Here is a 17,567-nt window from a genome sequence, read left to right as displayed (position 1 = left end):
AGCGTAGCCCATCATAGACATCGCCTAATTCTCAAACAAACTAGTATCAACGTGAAAAAAGTTCCCTAATACCTTAGCCATCTCCTGGGTAATTTCTTGTTTTCCACTCATAACTTGAGAAACAACCTCTCTTGAACCGAGAATTGCTACTAACTCAGCTTCCTTAACACTCTGAGCATCGATTAGATGCAGGAACATTGAGTGTGCTGTTGATTCTCCCATTGAATAATGCTCATCCTCATACTTTTCTATCAGAGCGATCAACAGGTCTAATAATGCCGACTCTTCCAAAGTTCGCTTAACTCGATGAGACAGTTCCTCCGCTAGTGTAAGAGCTTGCTCGTTTTCCTCATCTGTTTTAATAACCTTGGGTTGATATTTAGCAAGCAAACTAGCATAAGTTTCACGGTTAAAAGTAAGGGTCATTTTTCCACTTATCCTGATCGTATTCTGCGTGCGTCAAAATGTATTTAAGATAAATTATTTGGTCACTGTAAACCAAGTCAACTATCAAACGATATTTGTTGCCTTTGATATTAAAAACAGTGAAATTCCCAACGGCTTCTGCTTGAGGATAAACTGCTTGTACTTCAGCAAGATTATTCCATGTACTTTTATTGGCAGCCTTGTACCAGTTTTTAAGTGCATCACAGGAATCAGCATAATTTTGGCAAAATTCGCGCAGCTTTTTACGACTGATGATGTGCATTATATCTAGCTTAACTGTGCCACAAGTTGATTCTCCAAAAGTGTGTCATTCGTTAACAAGTCTTCAACGGTGATTCGCAAAAAGCGTTGTTCATCAACTTGAAAGAGAATTTTGATGCGATCGCTTCCAGGATATCCGGCTGGTGTCAGTTGGGCAATTGTCCTCGCACCTTCTTGATCGTTGAGGGGTTTGACGCTGGTTTCATTACCATCCAGACGACGAGTAATTAAGCGATCGCCATCAAAATAAACTTCAGTACTACCTGTATCTGCTCCCAATTCTCCCATAATTAATTCAATACTAGGCTGATTTTCCACAGAAGCGCCTAAGACTAATTCCACAGGCTGGCTCATAGGGTATGCCTGTCCAGCTTTAATTAAAGAATGCCATTTGTGACGCTGATTGCGGCGATCCCAGTAGCGGATACCATAACTGTGATACAGAAAATCTTTGATTTGTATCCCTTGAGCTAACTGTAATGCACCTTGAGCGATCGCTTCAAAGGGACGTTCGCAACGGATTTTTTCTGGCTCAAAATACTGTTTGATCCATGTCTGCACTGCTGGCAATTGCACTGTTCCGCCGACTAACAACACTGCATTAATATCTGGAAGTTCTATCCCTTGCCGTCTTGCTTGCTGCAACAGTGTCGCCATCGACTCATCAAGTAACTCAAAAAAGGCGTGTTCTTTGAGGATATTTTCAAAAGTATCGCGGTTTAGTTCTAGTTCATAACTTTCAAATGTCTCATCATCAAAATAAACTTCACTAGCTTGGTTTTGGGTTGATAGTTGAATTTTTACCCGTTCTGCCAATCTTGTTGTCAAAGGACTTACCGCCAGTTCTTGGGTTTTGGCAAAGTAATCTACTAACCAGTTATCAATATCAGTACCACCCAGATTTTGCCCAGCTTTCGCTAATACACGGGCAGTTTTAACTTTTTGTTTTGAATCTTCAGCCAGAGACTTATTACCCCACTTGAGGATAAATCCTAGCGGTTTGGTGGTTGCTTGGACACCTCGATCCAACCGCACAAGGGACAAATCTAAAGTACCACCGCCAAAGTCAATCACTAAAAGAATTTCTTGATCTGCCAAGCCATAACCCAAGGCGGCGGCTGTGGGTTCATCCAGCATTCGCACCTGTTCGACGGGGAGAGCTTGACAAACTTTTCCCAACCAGTGACGATAAGCTTCAAAACTGTCTACGGGTACGGTTAACACGAGAGAATCTAAGCCACCTTCTAGGGGTGCTAGTTGTTCAATTACTTTGGTGAGAAACCATTGCCCTACTTGTTCAAAGGTGACAATTTGCCCATCTAGTTCGGGTAAGAAACCTTGAATATCTGCACCAATACCGCGTTTGAAGCTGCGGAAAAATCGCGTTTCGCCTTTGAGGTCAAAACCGCGATCGCGTACTTGTTGCCCGACTAAGACTTGATTTTGGGCTGCGTCTTCAACATAAACTAAGCTGGGAATGAGTGGCGGATTGAGACTTTGTTTCATTGATAAGCCTGGTAGAGTCAGGGTTTCTGGCTGTTGGGTTACGGGGTTCCAACGAGCAATGACTGTGTTGCTAGTACCAAAATCGATTGCGATCGCCATATTTTATATTTATTCTCTCGCACGAAGATGCCAAAGCTGCTTTCTTTGTGATTATTCTCTATAAGCTACCAAGAATGCAAATGCGCCCATAGGCTTGCCACCTCAGTTGGTGTTATATAATGCTTGTTGGGTAGACGAGTTGGGGGTGGCAGCCTCATTTACTCTTGCTGGTAGTGTCCGGTGTACGCGACTTTATTATGGACAGTCTACTACGCCAAGATCCTTATTACTCCGTCAGATGACCCGCCACTCTTAAGTTATTGCTAATAATTAGCAATACAAAATTATGTCTGCTTTTTTTTCGAGAAGAAGTCAGAACAAACGCATTGACAAAAGGAAAACCCCATTTTCATATACCTACAGGATATTTTGAATGGACTCACTTGTATTCATTAAACGGTGCCGATTAAATTGGATTCATTTGAAAGAGGAGTCCCTTACGCAGTGCGTCTTTTTGTCGTTGGCGAAAATCGGTTACATCGTTCTACGCAAAATGTTTTGTTAATTGAGAAGTCTCATGAAAATCCTTCCTAATGCACACTCTTACATATCGAGGAAAGCGACAGCACTCATTCTTAAAATTTACATTCCAGTATTATTGCAATTAACCAAAATCCCTATTAGGGATTGAAACTTGTAGGCTCACACTTCTTCTGGCATAATCACAGAAATTAATTGATTCCGATTCTTCCTATAAATCCTAAAATCACTATCAAATGTGAGCAATTCACGAGTAGGATACAGTTCTGCCATCCTCACCAAACAGGCATCCGCTAACGACATCGGTACAGACTGATAACGCAGCATCAACTCATAAACCGCCCCAGCTTCTTCACTCAAGCTCAACGGGAGATGAATAATTCCCTTTTGTACAAAAGAAATTACTGCTGCTTCTCCTCCATAAACATTCTGTAAGAGAAAACAAGCCTCTGTAACTACCGCTTCACAAGTTAACAAAGGTGGTTCAATCTGGACAAACTGATTTGTCACCCATTTATGAAACTGCTCTCTCCGATTGATTAAAGCTACTAATGGGCCTGTATCTAGCAGTACCGCTTGCTTCATTCTGTTAATGGTCTTTTAAGGTACTCCTTGTTTGTCGAGAGATCCCCAGGCCCAGAATCCACGCAGCCAACTAAGTCTCCTGCTGCTTCTAAAGCAGACATTGGCGTGCCATCATGGTGCAAAAACTCCACTGTTGGTGATTTCAATTGCAGAAATTCTACAAAGTGAAGTACTTGCTGCTGCTGTTCTCTTGATAAGGTAAGAACCTTTTGGGCAATAATTTGCTCTAGACCAATTGCTCTCGTCACCAGTCTTTCCTCCAGTCCCATCACTTCAAGTCTAAATCCAACTGCCTCAGTCACACAGAAACCAGCAGAACGTTAAAAATTTTGAGATCACTAGCTTTTGTCAATAAAACAACGTAAGTGACCAAAAAGCTGATTATTTCGTTCACTAATCCAGGCGATTAACCCAGACTTATGAATAAGACACATGGCAAACCTACTTACCGAAAATATGGGTTTAAAGCCTCGCCCTTCAAGGGCGACTTTGTTTAATTTAGGAAAAAATTGAGTTTTTTTGCTCATATTTTTGGTACGATATTAATATGAAAACATTAAAATTTAAGCTATATCAACACAAAAAAAATAGACACCTTAAGCGCCTGATTAATGCGGCTGGGGTAATCTACAATCATTGCATTGCTCTACACAAACGCTACTACAGAATGTGGGGCAAGCACTTGAGTTGTGCAAAACTTCAGTCGCACATTGCTAAATTGAGAAAACGTAATTCATTCTGGCAATCGGTAGGTTCTCAAGCAGTACAAGATATCTGCCAACGCATCGAGAAAGCCTATAAACTATTTTTTAAACATCATAAAAAAGGAGTTAAACCACCGGGATTTAAGAAAGTTAAAAAATACAAATCATTCACCCTCAAACAAGCTGGTTATAAGTTTTTGGAAGGTAACAAAGTAAGAATTGGGAATCGAATATATCAATTTTGGAAATCCAGAGAGATAGAGGGAACAGTCAAAACCTTAACCATTAAACGTACACCCTTGGGTGAGTTGTTTATGGTAGTAGTGGTTGATAATTGTGTTGAACCGGAAGCCAAATTCACGACTGGTAAGATAGCGGGGTTTGACTTTGGTTTGAAAACATTCCTCACTTGCTCCGATGGTACTAAAATTGAGTCACCCCAATTTTTTAAGCAGTCACTCAACGCCATCAAAATAGCCAGCAGACAGCATTCCAAAAAGTTGAAAGGCGACGCTCCTAACGTCTCTAACGCTTCGCTATCATCTAACAGAGAACGAGCCAGAAAGAATTTAGTACGCAGATACGAGAATATTTCTCATCGTCGGCGTGATTGGTTTTGGAAGTTAGCACATGAGTTAACAAATAGGTTTGATGTGCTATGTTTTGAAACGCTAAACCTCAAAGGAATGCAGCGTCTTTGGGGTAGAAAAATATCAGACTTGGCTTTCGGTGAGTTTCTACAAATCCTAGTATGGATTGCCAAAAAGAAGAATAAATTGGTTGTTTTCATCGACCAATGGTATCCCAGTACTAAGACTTGCTCTCGTTGTGGACACGTTTTAGAAAGTCTTGATTTGTCTGTTAGAGAATGGCGTTGTTCCGGTTGTCAGTCAATTAATGGCAGAGATGAAAACGCCGCACTCAATATTCAAATGGTTGGGGCATCAACCATCGGGTTAGGTGATGTCAGACAGGCTATGCCTGCAATTGCTGTTTGAGCCTAGAATCCCTACGCCTTTAGGCTGGGGAGTATGTCAAATAGATTATATTGTTAAACTTCCTGAGCGATCGCTGGAGGAGTTTTGTCGCTGGGTGTATCGCTTCATGGGCAATGCTCAGTTCATCTCTCCTCAACATCTGGCTGAACAACACCAGAAATTTGCTCGTGCATTAATAGATCGGTATTCTTCCAAAGCCACATAAATCAGGATAATTGACCGCGTACAGAAACCTAATCTAACCAAAACTCCGGGTTGGTGATAATTCATACTCAATCTTCATTCCGCAACTGCCATACTGCACCGAAAGCAGCCCCAGCCCCAGCTAACAATCCGGTACTCATCCCTTGGATAGTTTTTTGGAATGGATCTTGGGTTAGGCACTCACTTGTAACCTTACTGTCTTCCAAGCAGAGACTACTTTCTGCCCAACCAGCAGTACCTCCTAAAATTACACCAGTGATACTACAAGAGACAATTAGCAGCAAAAGGCGTTGTGTTTTTCTAGCCATAGATAGATGTTTAACTCAATTTTGTATTTTAGACTTTAAATTCATCCAACATGTGAATACACTTAGTCTAGATAAGAAATTTTAGATTTTTCCATACTTGAGCAACTGCTTAATCGGACTACTTCAGCAAAATTCCAAATCTGAAATTTGGTCAAGGGTTGGAAATAGTAGTTCACTCTCAACTACTTTACACATCTGGGCAGCAAATGTCAGCTGGTTTATGCCGCTTAATTGGATAAATCCAGGTTAATAAATATTGCTGCTCTTTGAACTCTAGATGACTAAAGCTTATTTTCACAGGTAGATTCCGACCATCTTGAGTTCGGTGAAACGATTGTGCGTTGCGGTGAAAATCCTTGTAGAGACGTAAAATTTTACGTCTCTACATCCAAATTCATACCTCGATTCAGCAACGCCGAAAAATCAAATGCAAGGTGCTTTTGTAAGCACCTTGCAAACCATACCTAGAGAGATAGAAGAAGGTTAATCAAGATTAAACGACCACAAAATTGTTTTTGGTTAGCGACAATCCAGCTGATAGTTGTGCAAATTTTACTTGAGCAAATCCACCTGCACTACCATCCTGGTCAAAGAACAATGCACCTGTAATATTGTCATAGATAAATCGTTGATTGCTTGTTGTTGCAGATGTTCCCAGTGTAAATTGACTTGTCTGAAGTGAACCTATTGATAACCCACCACCAAAACCAGTAGCAGATACCTGAATCAATTCATTACTGGCGTTGAAGTCATAAATACTGTCTATACCTTCATGGTAACTATTAAAGGCAAAGGTATCAATCCCATCTCCTCCATAGAGGGTGTCATTACCGTTGCCACCTGTGAGGATATCATTGCCTGTATCACCAATGAGTGTATCATTACCAGCACCACCAATCAGGGTATCATTACCAGTGCCACCATTGAGTAGGTTATTGCCTGTCGAACCACTAGCATTCAAGTAATCATTACCAGCACCACCGTTGAGGGTGTTATTGCCTGACGAGCGAGAGTCGTATGTGATGGAGAGATCACGAAATTCGTGCGGATCATTGTCGGGAGTGTAGCTATAGTAGCCAGAGATGTCGAGAGTATCATTGCCATCGCCACCATTGAGCAGGTTATTGCCTGCTGAACCGCTAGCACTCAATTTATCGTCACCAGTGCCGCCGTTGAGGGTGTTATTGCCTGACGAGCGAGAATCGTCATTAAAGTAGCTATTTCCTTGGTAGTAGCCAGAAATGGAGAGAATATCATTGCCATCATCTCCATTGAGCAGGTTATTACCTGTTGAACCGCTAGCACTCAAATAATCATTACCAGCGCCCCCGCTGAGGGTGTTCTTGCCTGAAGAGCGGAGATCCTCGCCATCTGGGTAGCTAAGGTATTGGTGGCCAGAGACGGAAAGAGTATCATTGCCATCGCCCCCAATGAGCAGATTATTCCCTGTTGAACTGTTAGCACTTAAGTTATCGTCACCAGTTCCACCGTTGAGAGTATTATTTCCCGCACCACCAATGAGAGTATCATTTCCCGCACCACCCCTCAAAAGGTCGTTGCCACTCTTGCCATCGATTTTGTCATTTCCCCCCTGACCATTGATAACATCATCTGAATTGTCTAAACCTACAATGTTATTGTTGAGGTCATTGAAGAAAGTCACCGTGTTCTTGGTGCCCAAACTAGTATTAGTGGAGTTGGCATCGAGGACATCAAAGCTGTCGGTGATGGTAGTTTGCCCATTAAACAGGATATTACCAATAGCTGGTGTTGTACCAGAAGCTTTCAGATTATCTAAGTTTTCTAGTTTGAAGTTTTTTAGGATAACTTTGGCACCAGCCACCCCTTCAAAGGTAATTTCCAGATTGCTGCCATTCTGGGTAAGCAGCAGATTTCGGGCATTCAAGCCAGCACCAATGAATTTGATGGTATCCACTTCAGCAATGACTGCTGCTGTCGGGTTTACTCCTTTACCTATGCCACCAAAATCAGTGATGGTATCAGTACCGTCACCCAAGTTGTAAACAAATTGATCCCTGCCACCACCACCAGTCAGGATGTCATTACCCTTCTTAGCTGTGATGATATCGTTGCCTGCTTGACCTTGAATTGTGTCTGCGTCGTTGGTTCCATTGATATTTGCCATAACCTTATATCTCACTAAATCAATTTTTTCAGTAATTTTTAAGTTCTCAGCACTAACTCAGTGCTATTTTGAAGCACAATAATTCGCTGATAATTGACGCTTTCGGAATACTTTTATGTCACCTTTTAGGGACAATAATTTTTCTCGAAAATCCACTCTGTTTACCAGCTTGCAAGTAGCACTTATATAAGTATCAAAGTCTTACACGCTGCACAAATTCATGAACTTATGGATGAACAGGAATAGGTCGTTTCAGGATTTTTATAACTATTCTTGATAGAATAGTGCAGCCCAAACCAAGCATTGCTGAAAAGCGTCGGCAAATCAAGCTGAAATGCCTGAAACTCACACGACACCTTGAAAAAGCGCTAGTCCTACTGTCTTGAAATCAGGGAACAATTAACTCTTGACAGGGGAAGGGATTTTTATACCCTTGCTGTGGGCTATTGCCCGTGGGTGTCTAATTTAAAAATAGGGAACATCTAAATAGCCTGATACTAACTAAATACTGAATATTTATTTAGATGTCTATAGCTAAAGAACTATCTTTGCATAATCTTCACATTATATACCGAGAAATGTATTTACTAATAGTGTGTTCTTCACATTTTTAAAGTTTATGGTCAAGAATTTACAGACAGCAGCAGTCACAAAGAAGTTTAAGGGGCAATACTGCTCGGATAAGCAGGGGAGGCAGGGGAAGTAGGGGAAGCAAAACTCAACGCCAGCCTCCATTTCTCCCCCGGCTATTGAACAGCTTGCCTCAACCAAGAAATTCCAAAACCTACGCAGTATTGGTTTAAGGGGAGATTTTCAAGGCAGCAAACTTTGGGGATGCTGGAAGGGTTGATCAAAAAATACATACTTTTCTTTTTGAACACTGCGATGCCTGCGGTGATCACAGAGCTTTGTTGTTGGCGTAGCCTCTCGTAGAAAAGTGCAGGATACAGCAAGAATAGCTACATATTACCAAAATCCCGAACGCAGACATGATCTGACTTACCAAAAAAACTTGCAACCCATCCGCACCTATGCCGAAAATTAAGGAACTAGACTCAATAGACATCTGGTGAAAATGAATGTAGAGACGTAGCACTGCTACGTCTCTACAAGGACTCTGGATAACGCATCTTTAATTTCTGGAGATGTCTAATATCTACTCTTTGCTCAACGACAAAGTTTTGTAAGTATGCAGACATGAAATATCACCGCGCGACAAACTCATTGTCGCGATCGCTTCCCTGGGGATTCAAGCTAGAGATTTTGTGAGAAGATGACCATCCAAAACCAGGCTAAGTTGCCCATTGGCAAGAATGCTAGTTCCTTGGATATAAGCAGCAACTGGAATCGCTTTCCCCAGAGGATGGATCGCAGCGGATTGCTTGCCGATGATGCAATCTACTTCTAAAGCACATCGTTTGTCTAAGTAACGAAATACTAATAAAGGCTTATCCTGCTTGAAAGCATTTAGTGTATCTGTGCTGTAAGTAGTGACTGAGATGGGAAGCTGGTTAGGACAAGTCAGCACATCAGTCAATAAGTGGATAGGGACGAGCATTTCTGTTGTTAGATCCTCATGATCGCAACCAAGCAAGCCACTGGATCTGCCAGAAGACTGCAAAAATAACATACGTCCCGCTTGAGTTTGGATAATTTGTTCGGACTGGGATAGATAAATCTGCTCTACAGAATCGGCAATAAATGCATAGACTCTGGAGTTAGCTTGACAGACGATAAGTTGAGCAATTTTTTGATCGAGGGGAATTTGGAGCGAGAAGGCTGTACCATGTCCAGCTTTAGACTTCAATACTATTCTTCCCTGAATAGCTGTTAATTGCTTGCAAACTTCAGTTAATTCTACTCCTAACTCTAAGGCAGCACGATCGCATAAAACAGATGAAACCTCTGGTTCAAGTACCAGTTCTTGTAAGATATCCCCTGGTTTTCTCAGGGCGAGTCCTTGGGCTAAGGCTTGTTGATAGATTTGAGATAAGTTAAGTCCTGCGCCATCATCACAGCCATCAAGAATCAGTTGATTTCCCTGCTGGTAAACTTGAATTTCAATAATACCGTTGCTATTTTTACCTAGCTGTTGGCGTGTTTGGCGAGACTCAATACTTTGCTCTAGTAAATAGCAACTTATATGCAATAGGAGAGCATGGAGGCGATCGCCAAATACCCGATCGACTTGGATATCGCTAATTTGTAAATGTAGTCTAGCAGACTTATCTTGTAGAGCTTGTAACTGAGACCAAAGCCGATGCAAGGGTTCTAAGGCTACTTTTAAAGGAATAGTTGTAACTGTTTTGACTAAATTGGAAGAATGGTTAAGCAACTTTTCCTGCTGCATGAGTTCTTGTTTGAGTTGATGATGATTGTTATTCAGCGAATGAACAGTTGATGCCACCTGAGAGGCTTCAGCCAAAACAGATTGCAGAGTACTGTATAATTGCTGAGAGCGAGAAGCAGCTAGAGGAGAAAGGGTATCTGAAATTGCTGCTAAACGTCCTGACCATTCCTGTAGATTATCCAGCAGGTGTTGTAATCGTTTAACTTGTCGGAGCAACCGCCCGATCGTATGTTGTTGTTGTTCTTCCTGACAGGCTTGCTGATTATATGTAGTTAATAATGTTGCAACTAGCACCTTTAGTTGTTCGAGATGTTGAATATTGATGGGTGTGGCAGTTGGAATACTTGTTGCAACAATGGTAGAAATGGATTCTTGCAAAGAGAGTGGATGGTGATGAGGAAAAGATTTAACTAGGGATGCAACAGAAGTTTCAGTAGACAGGGAAAAATCCCCCAACCAAGGATGAAAATCTTCTTCCCCATACTCCTTCGGGTTTGCTAGTTCCCCTACATTGATGGGAAGCTGCTCGGTATCTACGTGAACAAGGCTGCCAGACTGGGGGCTAGTTTCATCTATTAGTTCCCTGTCAAGACTTTCCTTGTCTTTAACCATAACTTGCTCTGGTAGAGATGCAGAAGATTCTACCTTAGCCAAGCGATCGCCAAACTGAATAACTGGTTGATATTCCTGCGGTTGCTCTATCGATGTCTCAAGGTTTGTTTCCTGGGGGATAACGCTTTGTTGGCGATCGCCAAACTCTGCTTGTAGATGAGCAACAATGGCAGACATCCGCTCCAGAATTTCTACTTCTTCAATTTGCGAGGCTGTTAAAAATGCCATCAATAGCATCTGTAGGCAATCTAATCCTTCTGACAACAGGGAGGCGATTGGGGCGTTGACAGTTGCTCGATACTGATGTAAAAGCTGAAAAATCTCTTCTAGTGCAGCCGCAACTATGGCAATGGCATCTAACTTGGCTGCTATGGCAATCGAATGCAGAGAGCGAGCAGCTTCCATGAGAGCCAAAGCTGTACCAGGGTTACTGTCTTTTGTATAGTTAGGCAACTCCTGCTCCAAGAACAGTAACAGATCGATCGCTTCTTCTAGAAAGCGATCATCGTTCTGCGGTTGGGGGACAAAATCGGTACTCATGAACAACTCCTGCATTTCTATGGCTTCGATATTGTTTGGAGGCTACAAGCAGCGATGTCGGCGATCGCTCTGAATTGCTCCTGGATTTGCGCGATTGACTCCAGCCCCGCGCTGATTTGTCCATCGCACGGTTCGATCGCAGAAGCAACGTCTGCTGCTGCCACCTGGAGTTCATGGAACCATTCCTCTATATTTAGGGTGCTATCGCGGGCTTGACGGGCGAGAATTTCCACCTGTTCGGCAGCAGCTAGCAAACCTCGTTCCTGATCGCTAGCTTTTGTGGCTTCGATGGCTGTATTCAGGGACAAAACCTGAATTTTGGTACTCAAGCCTTCCACAAGGCGAACAAAGCCAGAAGCTTGCTGGCAAAATTCACCAAGGTATTGCAGCTGTTTATTAGTAATAGCAACAGTATCTTGAATAGACATTAAATGCTCGCCGGCAAGCTCGGCGATTCTTGCTCCTGCTTGTACAGCCTGGCTCACCTGCTGAAATGGCACTAGTAACTCAGAGCGATCGCCGGATTCAGCCTTTTGGGGAGGCGATGACAGCTGTTGAGCAGGTGGAGCTACTATTTCAGCCCAACGCAAGTTAATTGTCAACATCATTCCTACTTGTTGTAGCAAACTGCGCTCTGCTTCCTGCCATTGTCGGGGTTGAAGGCAATGATGAATAACTAATAAACCCCAAGGCTGTTGTTTGACAATCAAGGGCAAGCAGAGGCTAGCTTGCACCTGAAAGCGTTGCCAAAATTGCTGTTGGCGGGGAGTTAATTCTAATACTTCAGTTAGGTTGCCCTGCGAGTTTTGTCCGTCGCCAACATCGGGTTTATTAACAAACAAATTTATCGGTAGGGATTGGTTGAGTAAGGATGTCCAATCCGCTTGTATCGCTTCAGCGATCACTCGAGAGCGATTATCTTCCTCAAAACGATAAATCAAAACGCGATCGGCGTTGAGAACATCTCGCAGGGCAGTGACTGTAACCTCCAAAAGTGCAGTTTGACCTTTTGCCTGCTGCATTTGCCGATCGATGGCCGCAAGTTGTTCTCGCTGGAGCTGAAAAGCCCCTCGAACATTTTCATCATTGTCACTGGGCGAATCCTTAGCCAAAGCTTGGATAAAAGCTTCGATTTGACTCACCTTCTGCTGCAATTGAGCGACCTTTGGCCCCTTAGCAGATTGAAAGACTGCTTTGATTAGAGCCACATTAGCCAAAATTTCTTCTATCTGGATTTCATTTTCAACAGGCTGGGTTTCAGAATTAGGATCTAAAGTTGCGATCGTCACAGAAAACTCCTTGGCAGCATCAAGTCAAATAAAAAAGCAGGGGAGCAGGGAGCAAGGGAGCAGGGGGAAAAATCACGCCACTTGCGGGTGTTAGCGGAGCGGAACGAAGTTCGGTTTGTACCTTTAGTTCCCCCTGCCCCCCTCCCCCTGCCCCCTGCCTCTTATCAGTGGGTTTGCCATTGCAATGTCTGGGCGATGGCTCTGGTGTCTAAAATCCAGCGATCGCCTGGCAGAATACCTCGAACAAAATTTAGCAGTTTGTTTGGGGAAAAGTCGGTTGGTGCCGATTGTGCTTGCTGTAAATCCTGCCACTCTACATCGTAGACATGAGCCACCAAAAACCCGATTACCTGATTTTGCAGTTCGAGAACCAGAACCATTGGCTTTTCTGGTCGTGACTGCCGCTTCAAAAGCGGCGCATAACCAAGCAAATGTTCCAAATCAACCAGCCGCAGCATCTGTCCTTGCCAATTATAGAAACCTAAAATCCAACTTGGTAAGGCCGGGGCTGGGGAAATTTCTTGGCTAGCGAGATGAATAATGTCCTGTAATGAGTGGAATGGTAGCAATCCACTTCCTTGATTCCCCAAGGGAAAACGGAGAAATCTTTGCCGTTGTTCGCCTGATGTCAGCCCAGGAGCCAAGGTTGGGGTTGTTCCCGGCAACCCCAACTTATCAGCCAATATCTGGCTCATGCCTAGAAGAAGTACTTTGAGTGGTTCTTCGTTTGGTGCTACAGACAAAACAGCCATGTGACTAACAAAGTTTAACTCCGCCACTTGCTGATAAGACCACGGCACCGGACGCACAGCTTCTAAAGGAATATCGATTAAGGCAGGGGGCTTGTCCACAGGAATGCCACAAATTTCCCCAGTCCGGGTTTGAGTCAGAAGTAAGAAGCGCCCTGAAGTGTCAACCGTAGAGAGAACTTGATGCGCTTGTTGGGCTTGTACTTGCGGAATGAACTTCTGGCGTAAGTCCACAATTGTGATCGTTTGCGCTCCCAAATCAACCATCCCGATACCACTTTCAACCGTACTGCTAATAGGGGGACAAGCCATCACCTTGAGAACTGCACCAACTGGCAGGGCAAATAAATAGTCTGCGATCGCAAAAACAACGACTCGTAATGAGTCGCGCTCGCTCACAGCGCCAGATAATCGCTTAAACGGAAAGGGAGTGTTAAGCATAAGTCGGTCGGTGTTGAAAACTGTGGTTAGGGGGCAGGGGGGCAGGGGAGCAGGGGAGCAGGGGAGAAAGAATATTAACGCTTCATTAGCCAAGGTGAGGGGTCAGTAATCATATTTACCAAACCACCTAAGATCCGATTGTAGATTCCATATAATTCTCTGCCTAATTCAACATCCAAATAATTGCACTTAACAGCAAATTCAATCCATGTTTGTGTTTCTGTTGCCTCTGCTTCAGAGTCATTGAGTTTAGCCACAAAAGCTGCTTCATATCTACGCTTTCTCCAAGCTTCAGCTAGATTTGCACAAACAGAACGTGACGATCTACGAATCTGATCAGTTAATGAATACCGCTCCTCGACAGGAAACTTTTTAGAGAGTTCAAAGATTTTCATGGCTGCATCAAATGCCATTTGATAAACTTTCAAGTCTTGATGATTTTTAATTGGTTCTTTTTCCATCTCCATCTCCATCTCCATCTACTCCTCTGCTCCTCTGCTCCTCTGCTCCTCTGCTCCCCTGCTCCCCTGCCCCTGCCCCCTGCCCCCTGCCCCTGCCCCCCTGCCTTATCTCAGGTATGAACCAGTTCAGCGATCGTGGCGAGGAAATTCTGTTCTGAATAGGGTTTGGTCATGTAAGCTTTCGCTCCTAGAGCTAAAGCTAATTGGCGGTGCTTCTGTCCGCTACGGGTAGTTAGCATCACTACAGGAATCCCGGACAAACGCTCGTCTTGGCGACGGTGTTCTAAAAACTCAAATCCATTCATACGTGGCATTTCAATGTCACAAATCACTAAATCAACATCACCGTGTTGCAGCATTTGCGCGATCGCCTCTCGACCATCGCCTGCTTGCAACACTTGATAATCAGCTTTCTGGAGCGTCTGCACCAAACTTTGCCTTTGTACAACCGAATCTTCCACCACTAACACCATCAGTCGGTTAGGTTGAGCAACGGCTGTATTGACTTCCATCGGCTGTTGCTGGGGTTGCGTTATCGTTAGCTCGGATTGCTGCCCCTCTAGAGTCAGAACAGGCTCAGGCGCGGGCAATAGTTTAGTTGCAAGACTTGATGCCGGGGAAGTCGGCATCATATCTGTCTCCCAAGTTTGCCGAACTAACTCCAACGGGTCAACGATTAGGGTAAGACTACCATTTCCCAACACGCTGTAGCCTTGGATGTAACTAGGTAAAGTCAGGACTCTGCCGAGGGATTTAATTACTAATTCCTGCTCGACTAAAATCTGATCGACTTGCAAACATAAGTATTGATGCTCTGTTTCCAACAGCAGCAGAGGTTCGACGGTGTTCCGTTGTTTGACTGGAAAAGGACTGAGGTTTAAATTGTGGTCTTGGGTGAATAAAGGATATTTGTAATCCAGCAAATTGGCAAGCGGGCGGATGGGAACTAGTTGCAGACTTTGCCCTTCTCCCCACTGCCAGAATTTTTGGCTGCCTTGCCCGTGTAAAGATTGCTGGACTTGAATCTGCTCTGGCTGCGGTAATAAAACCTGGCTAATTCCTTCAGACAGCAAGCCATAAGTAATACCTTGAGATTGACAAACGAGCAAGCGTGCTGTTGTTAAGCTCAGAGGCAATTGTAGGATGAAGGTGGTTCCCTGCCCTGAAAGCGATCGCACTACAATCGAACCTTGTAAAGCTTGCAATTGAGTGCGAACGACATCTAAGCCGATACCACGGCCAGATAACTCACCAATCTGGTTGGCGGTAGAAAAGCCTGGTTCAAATAATAAGTCTGCCAGTTGGTCTTCTGAGGCGTAGGCGGCTTGTTCGGGAGTCAGCAGGTGTTTTTCTATCGCTCGCTGACGAATGGCTTCCCAGTTTAAGCCTCGACCATCATCCCGTACCTCAATAGTAGTGCGGTTGCCTTGATGATAGGCTTGAATTGTAATTGTTCCGGTTTCTGTTTTACCCTGCTGCCGACGGTTTTCTACCGGTTCAATGCCGTGATCGAAGGCATTACGAATCATGTGCAGCAAGGGATCGTACAACTGCTCAGAAATGGCTTTATCCACCAGTACCTTCGTACCGCCAAGCTTGAGTTCAACAGGCTTATGATAAGTTGCTACCATCTGTTGCAGGAGGCGGGGTAATCGATTCAACACTGTTGCCAATGGAACCATTCTGGCTTGCAGCAAATCTTCCTGCGCTCCTGAAAGCAGTTGCTTGCGCTTTCCGAGACTGAAGCGAGATTGCTGAACTAAGCCATTAACAGCCTCAATCTGTTCTCCTAATTGCACCATATCTTCTGTAAGATTTTGCAGGAGAATGTGCAACTCGCTATAGTTATCCATTTCTAAGGCATCAAAATTAGATTGTGCCTCGGTAGCAGAGATAATTGAGCGTGGAGATACATGTATATGTCGCTGCTTGCGTTCGGGAAGCAGCAGATGTCGATCCGACCAAGTAAAAACTTTACTAAGTTGTTGTTGACAGTACAAAAACTGTAGTAGAGTGTCTTGGGCTGCTTTCTGGATGTGGTTAGATTGCAGGTTTTGTTGGTTTTCGCTGATTAGCAATTCCCCAATTGTATGGCTGAGGCGATCGAGCTGTTCTATCGCGACTCGGATAGTGGGAAGTGATGTCGATGACTGAGCCTGGAGGCTTGGCGCTGGTGGTGGAGAGGCTGGCCGATCTGAGTCTGAGTATCGGCAGGATGTCTCTGGATCTCCGATCCAGATTGACTGTAAAATCCGATCTATGGCAGAGGGGACTACTACCGAATCCTGAGAAATAGGTGCCAGTACCTCCGGTGCTTTCGGTACGGAGTTATCAGTCCGCTTCGGGAAAAACGACCAAATTGATTCCGCTTCGCTGGCACTGAGGAGAGGGGATGGCTTATTCTCAGTTGTAGTCGTTTGTGTTGGTTGGGCAGCTATCGAAACTGACTGCCTTTGCGGTTCTTGGACAGGAGTAGTTAGTCCTGCCCATTCTCGCAATTGTGGAGATATCTCTCCCCCTTGAGTGCGATCGCCTGCAAGTACTGCTACTTGAGACGCTTTAAAATTTTCTAAAGCCACCTGAGCGATTTGCAATATTTTGTCTGGATGTGCTTTGAGCGCGTTTAGGGTCGCCTGAGCAATTTCTTCCAATCCCGATAAGCCATAGGATGCTGCTAGTTCGACAAAAAATTCTGCTTGGGAGTTGAGTGTTGTTTGAATTTGTTGCGGATCTTGGCTTTGGATGTCAGCTTCCATCTGTTGCAAATCCTGGAGTACACTCCCGGAAAAGATTGACTCTACCACATCAAAGCCAAGTTCTTCCGAACTAGGAAGCAGAGCCTCACGACCAAAAAAGTCGCCTAGTTTATGTTGGAGTTGGGCGAAGATTGAGGCAGTTCGATCGAGTATTTCTGCCTCATTGCAGGATAAGCCCATCAAAGCTGCACTCAATGGAGTTCGCAGGCACTCATAAGCATCTAGAAGCAAAGCACCCAATTCTGGATCGATTTCCAGTTCTGGAGCGTATAACGCTTGGAATACATCTTCCAAATGATGGGCAATTGTCTGAATAGTTTCTTGCCCAACACTGGCAGCACTCCCTTTGATAGTATGGGCGCTTCGCATCAAGGCATGAACTTTTTCTATTGTTTTTTCATCAAGTAGACCGATCAGATTCTGCTCAATGGTTTGCAACAACTCTGCCGCTTCCGCAAGAAAAGCCTGCTCTTGATTACTGGGATCGGGGTTCATAACAGTTTTGCGAGATTAGTCAAACAATTTTGGATTGACCCCGACGACAAGGGTGCGGGGCTTGATAGCGCCGACGGCAAGCGAGTCAGACGCTCGCTCCTGCGTCGCTAACGCTGCGCTATCGAGCGTCACGAGC

The 17,567-nt window shown here is 44.1% G+C and carries 13 protein-coding genes and 1 pseudogene; 2 read left to right on the top strand and 12 right to left on the bottom strand.

Annotated elements, in window-relative coordinates:
* Positions 1-24: 24 nt before the first annotated feature.
* The 5 genes from V7K67_RS13115 to V7K67_RS13095 form a co-directional block, all read right to left on the bottom strand.
* Positions 25-426: a helix-turn-helix domain-containing protein gene (locus V7K67_RS13115; RefSeq protein ID WP_334733026.1), complete on the bottom strand. Its 402-nt coding sequence runs from the start codon at positions 424-426 to the stop codon at positions 25-27.
* Positions 410-709 (bottom strand): type II toxin-antitoxin system HigB family toxin, encoded by a 300-nt coding sequence (locus V7K67_RS13110; RefSeq protein WP_335166870.1) that lies wholly within the window; start codon positions 707-709, stop codon positions 410-412. Before V7K67_RS13110 ends, V7K67_RS13115 begins: the two co-directional genes overlap by 17 nt.
* A gap of 5 nt (positions 710-714) precedes the next feature.
* Complete coding sequence (locus V7K67_RS13105) at positions 715-2,313, bottom strand: Hsp70 family protein (RefSeq protein ID WP_335166868.1); 1,599 nt, start codon at positions 2,311-2,313, stop codon at positions 715-717.
* Positions 2,314-2,955: 642 nt separating this feature from the next.
* Positions 2,956-3,378, bottom strand: a complete 423-nt coding sequence (locus tag V7K67_RS13100) for a type II toxin-antitoxin system VapC family toxin (protein ID WP_335166866.1) — start codon at positions 3,376-3,378, stop codon at positions 2,956-2,958.
* Positions 3,375-3,680: a hypothetical protein gene (locus V7K67_RS13095; protein WP_334792707.1), complete on the bottom strand. Its 306-nt coding sequence runs from the start codon at positions 3,678-3,680 to the stop codon at positions 3,375-3,377. The genes V7K67_RS13100 and V7K67_RS13095 overlap by 4 nt, the downstream gene beginning before the upstream one ends.
* Positions 3,681-3,925: 245 nt before the next feature.
* On the opposite strand from V7K67_RS13095, the gene V7K67_RS13090 reads away from it, so the two are divergent.
* The gene (locus V7K67_RS13090; protein ID WP_335166864.1) at positions 3,926-5,080 is read left to right on the top strand and encodes an RNA-guided endonuclease InsQ/TnpB family protein; all 1,155 of its coding nucleotides are present in this window, start codon (positions 3,926-3,928) and stop codon (positions 5,078-5,080) included.
* Positions 5,046-5,285 carry a hypothetical protein gene (locus V7K67_RS13085; protein ID WP_334733014.1) on the top strand — a complete coding sequence of 80 codons (240 nt, stop codon included), beginning with the start codon at positions 5,046-5,048 and terminating at the stop codon, positions 5,283-5,285. Before V7K67_RS13090 ends, V7K67_RS13085 begins: the two co-directional genes overlap by 35 nt.
* 67 nt (positions 5,286-5,352) lie before the next feature.
* Here V7K67_RS13085 and V7K67_RS13080 read toward each other — a convergent pair whose 3' ends face one another.
* The 7 genes and pseudogenes from V7K67_RS13080 to V7K67_RS13050 all read right to left on the bottom strand — a co-directional run bounded on the left by V7K67_RS13080 (position 5,353) and on the right by V7K67_RS13050 (position 17,431).
* Complete coding sequence (locus V7K67_RS13080) at positions 5,353-5,592, bottom strand: hypothetical protein (protein WP_104909601.1); 240 nt, start codon at positions 5,590-5,592, stop codon at positions 5,353-5,355.
* Between the two features lie 493 nt (positions 5,593-6,085).
* Positions 6,086-7,738: pseudogene (locus tag V7K67_RS13075) on the bottom strand (calcium-binding protein); the annotation flags it as partial.
* A 1,249-nt stretch (positions 7,739-8,987) separates the two neighbouring features.
* Positions 8,988-11,240 carry a chemotaxis protein CheW gene (locus V7K67_RS13070; RefSeq protein WP_335166859.1) on the bottom strand — a complete coding sequence of 751 codons (2,253 nt, stop codon included), beginning with the start codon at positions 11,238-11,240 and terminating at the stop codon, positions 8,988-8,990.
* A 17-nt stretch (positions 11,241-11,257) separates the two neighbouring features.
* Positions 11,258-12,529 carry a GAF domain-containing protein gene (locus tag V7K67_RS13065; RefSeq protein WP_335166857.1) on the bottom strand — a complete coding sequence of 424 codons (1,272 nt, stop codon included), beginning with the start codon at positions 12,527-12,529 and terminating at the stop codon, positions 11,258-11,260.
* A gap of 164 nt (positions 12,530-12,693) precedes the next feature.
* A complete protein-coding gene (locus V7K67_RS13060) occupies positions 12,694-13,719 on the bottom strand; it encodes a chemotaxis protein CheW (RefSeq protein ID WP_334710553.1) in 1,026 nt (341 codons plus the stop codon).
* A 74-nt stretch (positions 13,720-13,793) separates the two neighbouring features.
* Complete coding sequence (locus V7K67_RS13055) at positions 13,794-14,180, bottom strand: four helix bundle protein (protein WP_335166855.1); 387 nt, start codon at positions 14,178-14,180, stop codon at positions 13,794-13,796.
* 110 nt (positions 14,181-14,290) lie between these two features.
* The gene (locus tag V7K67_RS13050; RefSeq protein WP_335166853.1) at positions 14,291-17,431 is read right to left on the bottom strand and encodes a hybrid sensor histidine kinase/response regulator; all 3,141 of its coding nucleotides are present in this window, start codon (positions 17,429-17,431) and stop codon (positions 14,291-14,293) included.
* Positions 17,432-17,567 lie beyond the last annotated feature (136 nt).

The organism is Nostoc sp. (assembly GCF_036917155.1).
In the GTDB taxonomy this organism is placed as follows: Bacteria; Cyanobacteriota; Cyanobacteriia; order Cyanobacteriales; family Nostocaceae; genus Nostoc.
This window is presented reverse-complemented; position numbering and strand designations above follow the sequence as displayed.

Bases quoted from the DNA above. Each gene is read 5' to 3' on its own strand.
- V7K67_RS13050 (WP_335166853.1), bottom strand. From the start codon at position 17,431: ATGAACCCCGATCCCAGTAATCAAGAGCAGGCTTTTCTTGCGGAAGCG.
- V7K67_RS13110 (WP_335166870.1), bottom strand. From the start codon at position 709: ATGCACATCATCAGTCGTAAAAAGCTGCGCGAATTTTGCCAAAATTAT.
- V7K67_RS13085 (WP_334733014.1), top strand. From the start codon at position 5,046: ATGTCAGACAGGCTATGCCTGCAATTGCTGTTTGAGCCTAGAATCCCT.
- V7K67_RS13105 (WP_335166868.1), bottom strand. From the start codon at position 2,313: ATGGCGATCGCAATCGATTTTGGTACTAGCAACACAGTCATTGCTCGT.
- V7K67_RS13090 (WP_335166864.1), top strand. From the start codon at position 3,926: ATGAAAACATTAAAATTTAAGCTATATCAACACAAAAAAAATAGACAC.
- V7K67_RS13055 (WP_335166855.1), bottom strand. From the start codon at position 14,180: ATGGAAAAAGAACCAATTAAAAATCATCAAGACTTGAAAGTTTATCAA.
- V7K67_RS13060 (WP_334710553.1), bottom strand. From the start codon at position 13,719: ATGCTTAACACTCCCTTTCCGTTTAAGCGATTATCTGGCGCTGTGAGC.
- V7K67_RS13115 (WP_334733026.1), bottom strand. From the start codon at position 426: ATGACCCTTACTTTTAACCGTGAAACTTATGCTAGTTTGCTTGCTAAA.
- V7K67_RS13100 (WP_335166866.1), bottom strand. From the start codon at position 3,378: ATGAAGCAAGCGGTACTGCTAGATACAGGCCCATTAGTAGCTTTAATC.
- V7K67_RS13070 (WP_335166859.1), bottom strand. From the start codon at position 11,240: ATGAGTACCGATTTTGTCCCCCAACCGCAGAACGATGATCGCTTTCTA.
- V7K67_RS13080 (WP_104909601.1), bottom strand. From the start codon at position 5,592: ATGGCTAGAAAAACACAACGCCTTTTGCTGCTAATTGTCTCTTGTAGT.